Source organism: Aureimonas sp. ME7, assembly GCF_903970965.1.
Lineage (GTDB): Bacteria > Pseudomonadota > Alphaproteobacteria > Rhizobiales > Rhizobiaceae > Aureimonas.
Genome location: NZ_CAJCKW010000002.1, coordinates 515,819 through 528,186 on the forward strand (window position 1 = coordinate 515,819; position 12,368 = coordinate 528,186).

The window sequence follows — 12,368 nt, forward strand, 5'->3', positions numbered from 1 at the left end:
CGGATGGCGAACGCACACGCATTAAGCGCCTCGGGGAAGCCCGAGGAGGAACTGAAGTTCTACGTCGCCGAAGAGGACGGCCACGCCGAGGGCGGAACGCTCCTCGGCTTCTGGATCTACCTGATGAGCGATTGCCTCATCTTCGCGGTCCTCTTCGCCTGCTACGGAGTCTACGGCCGGTCGTATGCCGCCGGCCCCTCGGGCGCCGACCTGTTCGAGTTGGAGCTCGTGGCAGTCTCCACGGCGCTTCTGCTCGTATCCTCCATCACCTACGGCATGGCCATGCTGACGATGGAGAAGAACCAGAAGGGCACGACCCTCCTCTGGCTGGCGGTCACCGGCGTTCTCGGTCTCGGCTTTCTCGGCGCCACGGCCTACGAGTTCCACCACCTCATCGAGATCGGCGCGGGCCCCCAGCGCTCGGCGTTCCTGTCGTCCTTCTTCGCGCTGGTCGGCACGCATGCGCTCCATGTCGCCTTCGGCGCCCTGTGGCTCGTCGTCCTGATGGTGCAGGTCGTCACCCACGGCCTGATCCCGGAAAACAAGCGTCGCCTCATGTGCCTGTCCATGTTCTGGCACTTCCTGGACGTCGTCTGGATCGGCGTCTTCTCCTTCGTCTACCTGATGGGTGTGCTGCCATGAGCGAGAAACATCACGGTGCGCAGGTCGAGGTTCTGCACGACCACCACGAGGCCGGCCACGGCTCGCTGAAGGGCTACGTCACCGGCTTCGTCCTCGCCGTCGTCCTCACGGCCATCCCGTTCTGGCTGGTGATGGGAGACGTGTTCGACAACACGCGCCTTGCGGGCCTCGTCATCATGGGGCTCGCCGTCGTGCAGATCGTCGTCCACATGGTCTACTTCCTCCACATGAACACCAAGTCGGAGGGCGGCTGGAACATGCTGGCGATGATCTTCACGATCGTCATCGTCGTCATCACGATCGCCGGCTCGCTCTGGGTCATGTACCATCTCAACGTCAACATGATGCCGGCCATGCAGCACGACATGAGCCAGATGCCGTGAGCGATCTCCGGCGTCCGGCGCCGGAAACAGAGCTTGGCTCGGGCGCGCAGCGCCCGCGCAGCCGCCTCGCGCTCGGCCTTCTCGGCGCGGCGGGCCTCCTCGTCCTCGCCGTGCTCGTCGCACTCGGAACCTGGCAGGTCCAGCGCCTGTTCTGGAAGCTCGACCTCATCGCGCGCGTGGACGCGCGGGTTCATGCCGATCCGGTTCCCCCTCCCCCGCCCGCCGACTGGACGAGCTTCATGGGCGCCGACGCCGAGTATCGTCGGCTTCGCCTGGAAGGCACCTTCCGGCACGACCGGGAAACGCTGGTTCAGGCGGTCACGGAACTCGGCCCCGGCTTCTGGGTCCTGACCCCGCTCGTGGAGCGCAACGGCGCGACCTATCTCGTCAATCGCGGTTTCGTGCCGAACGAGCGCCGCTCGCCCGATACGCGGCAGGCGGGACAGGTCGCCTCGCCCGCGACGGTCATCGGGCTCGTGCGCCTCCCCGAGCCGGGCGGCGGCTTCCTGCGCCACAACGACCCCGCCGCCGACCGCTGGTTCTCGCGCGACGTGGCGGCCATCGCGCAGTCGAAGAACCTCGGAGCGGTGGCGCCCTTCTTCGTGGATGCCGACGCGACCGCCAATCCCGGCGGATATCCGATCGGCGGACTGACGGTGATCGCCTTCCGCAACCATCATCTCGTCTACGCCCTCACATGGTTCACCCTCGCCGCGATGCTGGCGGGCGCCGCCATCTGGATCGCGCGCAACGGGAGGCGGCGGCGGATCGCCGGCGCGGAGATCCACCCATGACGGCGGACGCCGCACGGTCGCCGCACACGAGGCTACGGCGCATGCGCGACCGCGTTCTCGGCGGCGCATCCCTCGAAGATCCGGCCGAGCGCAAGAACCTGTTCCTCCTGATCCAGCTGCGCTGGATCGCGGCGCTCGGACAGGTGGTCAGCATCGCCGTCGTGTCCTGGCTTCTGGGCGTCGAGCTTCCCACCCTGCCGATGCTCGGCATCATCGCGGCGCTGGTGCTTCTGAACCTTGCCAGTCTCGTGCGGCTCCGTTTCCGCTTCCGCGTGTCCAATCTCGAGCTCTTCGCGGCTCTCCTGATCGATGTCGCCGGCCTGACCGCCCAGCTCTATCTCAGCGGCGGCGCGGCGAACCCCTTCACCTTCCTCTACCTTCTTCAGGTGACGCTCGGCGCCATTCTCCTGAAGTCCTGGTCGTCGATCGCTCTCGTCGTCCTGACCATCCTCTGCTTTGCCGGTCTCACCGTCTTCTATCGTCCGCTCGACCTGATCGTGGCGGAAGGGCTCGGCTTCCTCAGCCTCCATATCCTCGGCATGCTGATGTGCTTCGCGTTGAACGCGGCGCTTCTCGTCGTCTTCGTGAAACGCATCAGCCGCAATATCCGCGAGCGCGACGCGCGCCTCGCCGATCTCCGCCAGCATGCGGCGGAAGAGGACCACATCGTGCGCATGGGTCTTCTGGCATCCGGCGCGGCGCACGAACTCGGCACGCCGCTGTCCACCCTCTCGATCATCCTCGGCGACTGGCGCCGCATGCCGGCCCTGACGAAGGACCCCGAGCTGGTGGACGAGATCGAGGCCATGCAGGCCGAGGTGAAGCGCTGCAAGTCGATCGTCACCGGCATCCTGGCCTCCGCGGGCGAAGCGCGCGGGCTGGAAGCGGGGGTGACCACCATGCACGCCTTCCTCGACGGGCTCGCGGCGGACTGGGGCGCCACGCGCCCGAACGCGCGCCTCCTCTACGACAACCGGTTCGACCAGGACCTGGAGATCGTCTCCGAATCCACCCTGCGGCAGGTCGTCTTCAACGTCCTCGACAACGCCTACGACGTGTCGCCCGGCTGGATCCGCTTCACGGCCGAACGCGACGGCGACCTCCTGCAACTGCGCGTGGAGGACCAAGGGCCCGGTTTCGACGAGACGATCCTTTCCGCCCTCGGCAAGCCCTACCAGTCCACCAAGGGCAAGCGCGGCGGCGGGCTCGGCCTGTTCCTCGTCTTCAACGTCGTGCGCAAGCTCGGCGGCAACGTGCGCGCGGTCAACCGACCGGATGGCGGCGCCGCCGTCGATCTGATCCTGCCGGTGGACGCGCTTTTGATCGCGGAAGGACGAGACGATGAGTGAGCGCCTGCTGGTGGTCGTCGACGACGACGAAGCCTTCGCCAAGACGTTGAAGCGCTCCTTCGAGCGGCGCGAATACGAGGTGGTGGTGGCGCCCGACGCCGAGGCCCTGCGCGCGCTGCTCGACGAGCGGACGCCGGGCTTTGCGGTGGTGGACCTGAAGCTCGCCGGCGCGTCGGGTCTCGTTTGCGTCGAGATGCTGCACGAGCACGACCCGGACACGCTGATCGTGGTCCTGACGGGCTTTGCCAGCATCGCCACGGCCGTCGAGGCGATCAAGCTCGGAGCCTGCCACTATCTCGCCAAGCCCGCCAACACGGACGACATCGAGAACGCGTTCGGCCGAAGCTCGGGCGACACGAGCGTCCCTTTGACGGGCCGTCCGACATCGATCAAGACCCTGGAATGGGAACGCATCCACGAGGTGCTCGTGGAAACCGACTTCAACATTTCGGAAGCCGCGCGGCGTCTCGGCATGCACCGCCGGACGCTGGCCCGCAAGCTCGAGAAGCGCCCCGTCAAATGAACGGGGCGCTCCCTATGCCGATCAGGCGGCGCGCAGCGAGGATGCCGGCTTCAGGTTGGCCTCGGTGATGGTGCGGTCGTCTTCCAGCGAACGCGCAGGCACCAGCCCGGCCTTCTGAAGCTCGCCGTGATAGGCGCGCACCGCCTCCTCGGGCGCGAGCGCGCCGTCGGCGACATGGCGCATGGTGGCGATCATGGCGAGCGGCGATTCCGCGAGATTGATCTTGCGACCGAACAGAGCGACGCGCGCGCCGTACTTCTCGGCCTGCGCCACCAGTTCGAACGTGTCGCGCGCGGTGCCGGCGCCCCCGCCGAGAACGCCGACCACCAGCGTCGAATCGAACGAGGCCAGTTCCTCCAGCGCCTTCGGACCGTTGTAGACGATCTTCAGGAACTCCGGTCGGTTGGCCTTCGAAACACCGGCGAGCGAGCGCAGAATGCAGTCGTTCATGTATTCGCCGAGCGCATCGCGATCGAGATCCAGCGGGACGTTCGGATTGAACACCTCGTAGAAATACTTGAACTCGTTGGCGGCGGCATCGCGGCGGAAATCGGCGAAGGCTTCCAGCGAACGGATGTCGGCGTCGAAATCGTTGTTGAACGTCACCGAATAAAGGCCGAGATCGGTGCCCTTCACCGGCGCGCCGGGCTGCGGCACCTCCGATCCGTAGCGCACCTGCGGCAGGTGCGCCGTGCGGAACGGGTGGGAGGGTCGGCACACGTAGGTTTCATGGCGCACCCCGCCCCAGCAGTCGGTGGTTTCGTTGGCTCGGATGGCCGGCTTGACCGCGCTGCCATCGAAGGCCCCGCGGGCATGGAGTTCGTCGAGGTTCGAGACCGAGACGAGCATGATGTCGACGACATCCTGACGGACGATCTCCTCGATGGCTTGGAGAAACTCCTGGCGCGTGCGGCGCCGCCCCTGCGTTCCGTCCGCGTTGCGCAGGAACCCGGTGCCCGTGACCCCCGAGCCCATGTCGCTGTCCTTCGCGTCGGCGATGATGAAGTCGCCCGGCGCGTAGCGCCCGTCGCGGATCTTCTGAAGCTTCTGGTCCAAGCGTAGCACGGTTCGTTCCTCCCTGACTTCGAGAGCCGTGCGGACGCGCCGGAGGCAACCGTCGAAGCAAGGCCGGCGAGAGTCGTACTCCCAAATTATTCCATTGGAAATCGAAAAATTTCAATGAGTCCCGTTTAAGTCTGATGGACGGCGTAGTTGAACCCCATGCGAACGCAGCTCTCAAATCCCGCATCTACGAGGTTTCCTCGCCACGACTGAGCATCCGCAGCACGACAATGCTGCGGGACAATGACGTTTCTTGATTGACTAATATCAATCAGAAACCCGAATGTGACCGAGATTGGAAATTCGGTTGGCGCTGGGATGATGATCGATACCATTGCGAACTGGCATGACGCCTATGCCGCGCTGGCCACCCGGCTGCCGTCGCTTGCCGAAACGGCGCCGCTGACGCTTTGCGGCATGAGCGCCTGCGTGGATGCCAAGATCGAGCTTGGGCGCGCGGCAGCGCTCTGGTCGGCCGAGACCGCCGAGGCGGTGTCCTTCGCCGCCATGCTCAAGGATCGCGTCGCGCGAGGTGTCGGCGGCGAGGTGCGGGTGGAATGGGCCGGTGGGCCGGCATGGCTTGCCGAACATGTCCCGGCCGCCTACGCGCTGGGCGGTGTCGGACCGCAGGCGGGATGGGTGCTGACGACGCTGGGCGCGCCCGCGCTCGTCAATCTGGCCGACCGCAGCCGCCACATGCTGGCGCAACTGCCGCCGAACCTTCTCCTGTCGGACGGCGAGCGCACGGTTCGTGCCCGCTCGGTGCAGCCGCGCGGCGAGCGCCGGCCCGATATCTACATCTTCGAATACACCGCCGGGGTTCGCGTCGCGGACGTCGTTCCCCAGCGCTCCTCTCGCATTATCGTGCGCTTCGGGGACCCGGGCCTCGAACACGACGCCGCCTTCGATAGCCTCACCCCTCATCTGGCGACCAGTGCCGGGGCCGGGCTCGTGGCTGGCTTCAACTGCGTGCCGCCCGCCGATCTGGCTGATGAAACGAACCGGGTGTTCGGGTTGACCCGGCAATGGCGAAGCGCCGGCCTGCGGACCGTGCACCTCGAGATGAGCACCTATGACGGCGCGGCTGCGCGCGACAAGGTGCTGGAAGCGGCGCGGGGCGCTGTGACCTCGCTCGGCATGAGCCATTCGGAGATGCGCGATCTGGCGTCCGGCATCAGCGATGGCGACCTGCCGGAAGCCATGCGCGATCTGGCGCGTCGGCTGGACCTTCGACGGGTCTGCGTGCACGCCGACCATTGGGCGCTCGCGGTGACGCTGGACGACCCGGCGAGCGAGCGCGAAGCGTTGATCGCCGGCTGCCTTCTCGCCAGTGCCCGCTCGCAGGCAGGGCGCCCCGCCGCCCCGCGCTCCGTGCCCGACGGAGCGAGCTTCCATCCGTTGCCGTTCGATGGGGTTCGCGAAACGGACGGCTGGGCGACGATCGCCGTTCCCAGCCCCTATCTCGCCTCGCCCACCACGACGCTCGGGCTCGGCGATACGTTCACCGCCGGCTGCCTTCTGGTTTTGGGCTCGGCGGAGCGGATGTCGTCTCGGGAGGAACGACGCGCCCGCGCATGAAGAAGAACGCGGGCACCCAAGCCCGCGCTGCAGACATCGCCCAAGACCGGGCTCAAGGGAGGAACGGGAATGACGAGAATCCTGCTGGCGAGTCTGCTCGCCGCCGTATCGATGCCCGCGCTCGCGCAGACGACGCTGACCATCGCCACCGTCAACAACAACGACATGGTGGTGATGCAGCGGCTGTCCACCGAGTTCGAGAACGAGAATCCCGACATCAAGCTGAACTGGGTGGTTCTGGAGGAGAACACGCTTCGCCAGCGCCTCACCACCGACATATCGACCAATGGCGGCCAGTACGACGTCATGACCATCGGCATGTTCGAAGCGCCGATGTGGGGCGAGCGCGGCTGGCTGAAAGCCTTCGACAACGTGCCGGCGGACTACGACCTCGACGATGTGTTCCAGTCGGTGCGCGACGGCCTGTCGTTCGACGGCAAGCTCTACGCCCTGCCCTTCTACGCCGAAAGCCAGATGACCTTCTATCGCAAGGATCTGACTGACAAGGCGGGCGTCACCATGCCCGAGCACCCGACATGGAAGGATATCGGCGAGGTCGGCGCCAAACTGCACGACCCGTCCAATGGCATCTATGGCGTGTGCCTTCGCGGCAAGCCGGGCTGGGGCGAGAACATCGGCCAGATCACGCCGGCGGCCAACAGCTTCGGCGCGCGCTGGTTCGACATGGACTGGAAAGCCCAGCTCGACAGCCCGCAATGGCACGAGGCGCTGACCACCTATACCGATCTCATCAAGAACTACGGCCCGCCGGGCGCCTCGTCCAACGGCTACAACGAAAACCTCGCGCTCTTCGCCAGCGGCAAGTGCGGGATCTGGGTGGACGCCACCGTGTCCGCCGGGTTCCTGGCCGATCCCGACCAGAGCACGGTGATCGACAAGGTCGGCTACGCCTATCCGCCCTACGGCAAGTTCGACAAGGGCAGCCACTACCTTTGGGCCTGGTCGCTGGCGGTGCCGGTCTCTTCCAAGTCGCCGGATGCCGCCAACAAGTTCATCTACTGGGCGACGTCCAAGGCCTATATCGATCTCGTGGCCAAGGACACGGGCTGGGCGACCGTGCCCCCGGGCACCCGCAAGTCGACCTACGACAACCCCGAGTACATCGAGGCCGCCCCTTTCGCCAAGCTGACGCTGGAAACGATCCAGTCGGCCGACGTGAACGGCCCGACGCAGGAGCCCGTGCCCTATCGCGGCATCGGCTTCGTCGGCATCCCCGAGTTCCAGTCGATCGGAACCTCGGTCGGGCAGGAGTTCGGTGCCGTCGTCGCGGGGCAGAAGTCGGTGGACGACGCCTTGAAGGCCGCCCAGGACCTGACGACGCGCGCCATGGCGCAGGCCGGCTATCCGAAGAAGTGAATTCGCCGGCCGGCGCCCCCAAGGCGCCGGCCGACAATCGAGGAAGCGACGTCGCGGCTCGGTCGCGACGCTTCCGCCCATCGCCTTGTTCAACTTGGGTCTTGCGTTCGGGAATCGCTGATGGCGCTCGCTACCAACTCGGAAGGGATCGGCCCCAGGGTCGCCACGCGCCCGCTTCTGGCGCCCAGCGTCGGCCTCCTGCTCCTGTGGATGATCGTTCCCCTGGCGCTGACCCTGTGGTTCTCGGTCCAGCGCTACAACCTCCTGGATTCCTCGGTCGGAGGGTTCGTCGGCTGGGGCAACTATGCGTTCCTCCTTTCCGACCCGAACCTCGCCAACGCTCTTCTCAACACGGTCCTGCTCGTCGGCGGCGTGCTCCTCGCCTCGGTGATCGGGGGGCTTGCCTGTGCCGTCGCGCTCGATCAGGGCTTCCCGGGCCAGGGCGTCGCGCGCCTCCTGTGCATCGCGCCCTTCTTCGTCATGCCGACGGTCAGCGCGCTGGTCTGGAAGAACCTTCTGATGCATCCCGTGAACGGGCTCTTCGCCTACATCTCCCGTTCGCTCGGACTGCCCGTCGTCGACTGGTTCGCTCAAGTGCCGCTGACCTCGGTCGGCATCATCGTCGCCTGGCAGTGGATCCCCTTCGCGACGCTGATCCTCCTCACCTCGCTTCAGTCGCTCGACCGCGAGCAGATGGAAGCGGCGCGCATGGACGGGGCGCGCGGGCTCAAACTCTTCGCCTTCATCACCCTGCCCCATCTCGCCCGCTCCATCACCATCGTGGTGATGATCGAGACGATCTTCCTCCTGTCGGTCTTCGCCGAGATCCTGGTGACGACGGCCGGGGGTCCGGGCAACGCTTCCACCACGCTGCCCTTTCTGATCTACAAGACGGCGCTTCTCGACTACGACGTCGGCGGCGCGTCGGCCGGTGGGGTTCTGGCCATCATCCTTGCCAACATCGTCGCCTTCTTTCTCGTGCGCACGATCTCGCACAATCTGGATCGCTAGCCATGGAAAAGCGCATGGGCCAACGCGTCCTGGCGGGCGTCATCGGCTGGGGGCTGGCGCTCCTGATGTTCTTCCCGATCTTCTGGATGGCGCTCGCCGCCTTCAAGACCGAGCCGCAGGCGATCGCAACGCCCCCGCTCCTCTTCTTCGAACCGACGTTGCGCTCCTTCCAGCAGGTTCTGGACCGGGCGAACTATCCGCACTTCTTCATGAACAGCGTGGTGATCTCGCTCGGCTCTACCCTCCTCGGGATCATCGTCGGCCTTCCCGCCGCCTATGCGCTGGCCTTCTATCCCGGCAAGCGCGCCAAGGATCTTCTGGTGTGGATGCTGTCGACCAAGATGATGCCGGCCGTCGGCGTCCTCGTGCCGATCTATCTGATGTTCAAGGCCGCGGGCCTTCTCGACAGCCGGATCGGACTGATCCTTCTCTATATGCTGGCGAACCTTCCGATCATCGTCTGGATGCTGTTCACCTTCTTCCGCGAGGTGCCGCGAGAAATTCTGGAAGCCGCCCGGCTCGACGGGGCGCGCCCGGTCCGGCAGTTCCTCTTCCTGCTTCTGCCGCTGACCGCGCCCGGCATCGCCTCCACCGCCCTTCTGTCGATCATTCTCGCCTGGAACGAGGCGTTCTGGAGCATCAATCTCACCGTGTCCCAGGCCACGCCGCTGACGGCCTTCATCGCGTCCTTCTCCAGTCCGCAAGGGCTGTTCTGGTCGAAGCTTTCGGCGGCCTCGCTGCTCGCCATCGGGCCCATTCTCGTGTTCGGCTGGCTGACCCAGCGCCAGCTGGTGCGCGGCCTGACCTTCGGCGCCGTCAAGTAGGAATCGCATATGGCAACCGTCACCTTGAGGGACATTCGTAAGAGCTATGGCGCGCTGGAGGTCGTGAAGGGCGTCGATCTCGAGATCCGGGATCGCGAGTTCGTCGTCCTCGTCGGGCCGTCCGGCTGCGGCAAGACCACGATGCTGCGCATGATCGCGGGGCTGGAGACGATCACCGCCGGCGAGCTGTCGATCGACGGGCGGCGGGTCAACGAGGTGGAGCCGGACGAGCGCGGGCTCGCCATGGTGTTCCAATCCTATGCGCTGTACCCGCATATGTCGGTCGCCGACAACATGGGGTTCGCCCTGCGCATGGCCGGCGTCGGCAAGGCCGAGCGCGCGGCCAAGGTGCGCGATGCCGCCCGCATCCTCCAGCTCGAGCCCTATCTCGACCGCCGCCCCGGCCAGCTTTCGGGCGGCCAGCGACAGCGCGTGGCGATTGGGCGCGCGATCGTGCGCAGCCCCAAGGTGTTCCTGTTCGACGAGCCCTTGTCCAATCTCGACGCGGCGTTGCGCATGCAGATGCGCATCGAGCTTGCACGCCTGCACCGCGAGCTCGACGCCACGATGGTCTACGTCACCCACGATCAAGTGGAGGCGATGACGCTGGCGGACCGGATCGTCGTGGTGAACGGCGGACGGATCGAGCAGGTCGGCGCGCCGATGGAGATCTACTCGTCGCCCGCCACGACCTTCGTCGCCGGCTTCATCGGCGCCCCGAAGATGAACCTCCTGGCCGGGCGCCTGACCAGCTCGGCCGTCCTCCTGGAAAACGGCGCCGCCATTCCGCTCGGCATCAGGCCGGACATCACCGAGGGCGAAACCGTGACGCTCGGCGTGCGGCCGGAAGCGCTTCTCGTCGTGCCGGACGGCCCCTTGAGTGGCCGCGTCACCGTGGTGGAGCATCTGGGTGGTGAAACGCTCACGCATATCGACATCGGCGATGGCCATCTCGTCACGGTCAAGACGGCGGAACAGGCCCCCGCCGCGATCGGCGACGCGGTGCGTCTGCGCGCCGACCCCGCCCGCATCCACCTCTTCGGGGCCGACGGGCGAGCCGTCCGCAGCTCCGCTCCCTCCGCCACCCTTCTCAGCCAAGGCATGCACTGATGTACAAAGAAAAATCCGACCTTTCGGGACGCACGGCCTTCATCACCGGCGGCGGGCGCGGCATCGGTCTTTGCACAGCCGAAGCGCTTCTGGAGCACGGCGCCCAGGTGGTGATCTCGGACCGGGACCCGGCCGTTCTGGACGCCGGCCGCGCGGAACTGGCCGAAAAGGGATGGCAGGTCGACGTCGTGGCGCTCGACGTCACCGACTCCAAGGCGGTCGCGCGGGCGGCGGCGGAGGCCAACGACCGGCATGGTGGAATCGATATCCTGATCGCCAATGCCGGCATTGCCTGGCCCGACACGCCGGGCGAATCCATGTCGGACGAAATCTGGCACAAGGTCGTCGATGTCGATCTGAACGGCTGCTACTGGTCCTGCCGCGAGTTCGGCCGCGCCATGCTGGAGCGCGGGCACGGCTCCATCGTCACCGTCGGCTCCATGTCGGGCCTCATCTCCAACAAGCCGCAGCGGCAGGTCCACTACAACGCCGCCAAGGCCGGCGTTCACCACATGACCCGCTCGCTCGCCGGCGAGTGGGCCGAGCGGGGCGTGCGCGTCAACGCGGTGGCCCCGACCTATGTCGACACGGTCATGTCGCGCGGCGGCTTCACCGACGACACGCTGATGCCGACCTGGATGGAGTTCACGCCGATGAAGCGGCCGGCGCGGGCCGATGAGATCGCTTCCGCGATCCTCTTCCTCAGCACGGACGCCGCCAGCGCGATGACCGGCTCGATCGTGACGGTGGATTGCGGCTATACCATCTGGTAACGGCCGTGAACGTGCCCCACTCTGGCCATCCCAAACGAGTGTCGTCAGGACCCGCCATGGACGCTCCGACCAAACGCGTCGAAATCATCCCCGCCAAACGGCGGGCGATGATTCTCGACTATCTTAAGGTCAACGGGACGGCCTCGATCGGCGAGCTGACGGATTCGATCGGCGGCTCGCAGTCCACCATCCGCCGCGATCTGGAGCAGCTGACCGAAGGGGGCTATCTCGAGCGCACCCATGGCGGAGCGCTCCTGATCCCGCCGCTGCGCGCCACGTTCGAGCGCGAACCCGCGCTCAATGCGCACTATCAGCATCGCCAGAAGGTGGCGATCGGGCTGGAAGCCACGAAGCGGCTGAACGGCGGCGAAAGCGTCATCTTCGATTCCAGCTCCACCGTGATCGAGGTGGTCCATGCGACGGCGGCACGGCGCATTCCGCTCACAGTCGTCACCAACAATATCGAGATCGCACGCATCGGCTCGAGCGTGCCGGAATGGCGGGTCATCGTGACCGGCGGGACCCTGCGCCCCGGCTCCGACATCCTGCTCGGGAAACCGGGCGAGCCCTTCTTCGAGACGATCCACGCCGATATCTGCTTCACCGGCGCCTACGCTGTGACGGGTGCGCTTCTGACCGACGCGTCGATGGAAGTCGCCTCCATCAAGCGCGCCATGATCGCCTCGGCTCGGCGCACGGTGCTCGTGGTGGATTCCACCAAGTTCCAGGCGCCCGCCTTCTGCACCTTCGCGCAGCTCGGGCAGATCGGCGAACTCATCACCGACGAGGGGATCGACCCCGACATCGGCGCGGGGATCCGCGCCAACGGCACCGAACTGACCGTGGTGTCGCTGCCGAACTAAGCATTTCCAGCGAAAGCCGAGCCGGCGTTCGCGTTCGGGCAATGCGACGAACTAGGAGGCAGGACACGTCCGGTGAATT

13 protein-coding genes are annotated in these 12,368 nt (G+C 66.3%); 12 read left to right on the plus strand and 1 reads right to left on the minus strand.

Features of this window, described 5'->3' with window-relative positions; genetic code table 11:
- Positions 1 to 3 precede the first annotated feature (3 nt).
- From cyoC to H7A85_RS06000, 5 genes are read left to right on the plus strand one after another with little or no spacing between them, the layout of a single operon-like run.
- On the plus strand, positions 4 to 642 hold the full coding sequence (gene cyoC / locus H7A85_RS05980) for a cytochrome o ubiquinol oxidase subunit III (protein WP_182084960.1): 639 nt from the start codon (positions 4 to 6) through the stop codon (positions 640 to 642).
- Positions 639 to 1,025 (plus strand): cytochrome o ubiquinol oxidase subunit IV, encoded by a 387-nt coding sequence (gene cyoD / locus H7A85_RS05985; protein WP_182084961.1) that lies wholly within the window; start codon positions 639 to 641, stop codon positions 1,023 to 1,025. Before cyoC ends, cyoD begins: the two co-directional genes overlap by 4 nt.
- Positions 1,022 to 1,819: an SURF1 family protein gene (locus H7A85_RS05990; protein ID WP_182084962.1), complete on the plus strand. Its 798-nt coding sequence runs from the start codon at positions 1,022 to 1,024 to the stop codon at positions 1,817 to 1,819. The genes cyoD and H7A85_RS05990 overlap by 4 nt, the downstream gene beginning before the upstream one ends.
- On the plus strand, positions 1,816 to 3,168 hold the full coding sequence (locus tag H7A85_RS05995; protein WP_244630977.1) for an ATP-binding protein: 1,353 nt from the start codon (positions 1,816 to 1,818) through the stop codon (positions 3,166 to 3,168). Before H7A85_RS05990 ends, H7A85_RS05995 begins: the two co-directional genes overlap by 4 nt.
- Positions 3,161 to 3,691, plus strand: a complete 531-nt coding sequence (locus tag H7A85_RS06000) for a response regulator transcription factor (protein WP_182084963.1) — start codon at positions 3,161 to 3,163, stop codon at positions 3,689 to 3,691. The genes H7A85_RS05995 and H7A85_RS06000 overlap by 8 nt, the downstream gene beginning before the upstream one ends.
- A gap of 21 nt (positions 3,692 to 3,712) precedes the next feature.
- Here the strand turns inward: H7A85_RS06000 and H7A85_RS06005 are convergent, their stop codons facing one another.
- Complete coding sequence (locus tag H7A85_RS06005; RefSeq protein ID WP_182084964.1) at positions 3,713 to 4,756, minus strand: hypothetical protein; 1,044 nt, start codon at positions 4,754 to 4,756, stop codon at positions 3,713 to 3,715.
- 315 nt (positions 4,757 to 5,071) lie between these two features.
- Here H7A85_RS06005 and H7A85_RS06010 point away from each other — a divergent pair, with 315 nt between their 5' ends.
- The 7 genes from H7A85_RS06010 to H7A85_RS06040 all read left to right on the plus strand — a co-directional run bounded on the left by H7A85_RS06010 (position 5,072) and on the right by H7A85_RS06040 (position 12,289).
- On the plus strand, positions 5,072 to 6,331 hold the full coding sequence (locus H7A85_RS06010) for an ADP-dependent glucokinase/phosphofructokinase (RefSeq protein WP_182084965.1): 1,260 nt from the start codon (positions 5,072 to 5,074) through the stop codon (positions 6,329 to 6,331).
- 69 nt (positions 6,332 to 6,400) lie between these two features.
- The gene (locus tag H7A85_RS06015) at positions 6,401 to 7,708 is read left to right on the plus strand and encodes a sugar ABC transporter substrate-binding protein (protein WP_182084966.1); all 1,308 of its coding nucleotides are present in this window, start codon (positions 6,401 to 6,403) and stop codon (positions 7,706 to 7,708) included.
- Positions 7,709 to 7,828: 120 nt separating this feature from the next.
- Positions 7,829 to 8,719 carry a sugar ABC transporter permease gene (locus H7A85_RS06020; RefSeq protein WP_182084967.1) on the plus strand — a complete coding sequence of 297 codons (891 nt, stop codon included), beginning with the start codon at positions 7,829 to 7,831 and terminating at the stop codon, positions 8,717 to 8,719.
- 2 nt (positions 8,720 to 8,721) lie between these two features.
- Positions 8,722 to 9,543 (plus strand): carbohydrate ABC transporter permease, encoded by an 822-nt coding sequence (locus H7A85_RS06025; RefSeq protein ID WP_182084968.1) that lies wholly within the window; start codon positions 8,722 to 8,724, stop codon positions 9,541 to 9,543.
- 9 nt (positions 9,544 to 9,552) lie between these two features.
- Positions 9,553 to 10,653 (plus strand): sn-glycerol-3-phosphate ABC transporter ATP-binding protein UgpC, encoded by a 1,101-nt coding sequence (ugpC, locus tag H7A85_RS06030; protein ID WP_182084969.1) that lies wholly within the window; start codon positions 9,553 to 9,555, stop codon positions 10,651 to 10,653.
- Entirely contained in the window at positions 10,653 to 11,426 is a 774-nt protein-coding gene (locus H7A85_RS06035; RefSeq protein ID WP_182084970.1) for an SDR family oxidoreductase, read from the plus strand. The genes ugpC and H7A85_RS06035 overlap by 1 nt, the downstream gene beginning before the upstream one ends.
- 56 nt (positions 11,427 to 11,482) lie before the next feature.
- Positions 11,483 to 12,289: a DeoR/GlpR family DNA-binding transcription regulator gene (locus tag H7A85_RS06040; protein ID WP_182084971.1), complete on the plus strand. Its 807-nt coding sequence runs from the start codon at positions 11,483 to 11,485 to the stop codon at positions 12,287 to 12,289.
- The last annotated feature ends 79 nt before the right edge of the window (positions 12,290 to 12,368 follow it).

What these genes read in the sequence shown, in the direction of transcription:
- cyoC (WP_182084960.1), top strand. Translation starts at nt 4, where the DNA reads ATGGCGAACGCACACGCATTAAGCGCCTCGGGGAAGCCCGAGGAGGAA.
- cyoD (WP_182084961.1), top strand. Translation starts at nt 639, where the DNA reads ATGAGCGAGAAACATCACGGTGCGCAGGTCGAGGTTCTGCACGACCAC.
- H7A85_RS05995 (WP_244630977.1), top strand. Translation starts at nt 1,816, where the DNA reads ATGACGGCGGACGCCGCACGGTCGCCGCACACGAGGCTACGGCGCATG.
- H7A85_RS06000 (WP_182084963.1), top strand. Translation starts at nt 3,161, where the DNA reads ATGAGTGAGCGCCTGCTGGTGGTCGTCGACGACGACGAAGCCTTCGCC.
- H7A85_RS06010 (WP_182084965.1), top strand. Translation starts at nt 5,072, where the DNA reads ATGATGATCGATACCATTGCGAACTGGCATGACGCCTATGCCGCGCTG.
- H7A85_RS06015 (WP_182084966.1), top strand. Translation starts at nt 6,401, where the DNA reads ATGACGAGAATCCTGCTGGCGAGTCTGCTCGCCGCCGTATCGATGCCC.
- H7A85_RS06020 (WP_182084967.1), top strand. Translation starts at nt 7,829, where the DNA reads ATGGCGCTCGCTACCAACTCGGAAGGGATCGGCCCCAGGGTCGCCACG.
- H7A85_RS06025 (WP_182084968.1), top strand. Translation starts at nt 8,722, where the DNA reads ATGGAAAAGCGCATGGGCCAACGCGTCCTGGCGGGCGTCATCGGCTGG.
- ugpC (WP_182084969.1), top strand. Translation starts at nt 9,553, where the DNA reads ATGGCAACCGTCACCTTGAGGGACATTCGTAAGAGCTATGGCGCGCTG.
- H7A85_RS06035 (WP_182084970.1), top strand. Translation starts at nt 10,653, where the DNA reads ATGTACAAAGAAAAATCCGACCTTTCGGGACGCACGGCCTTCATCACC.
- H7A85_RS06040 (WP_182084971.1), top strand. Translation starts at nt 11,483, where the DNA reads ATGGACGCTCCGACCAAACGCGTCGAAATCATCCCCGCCAAACGGCGG.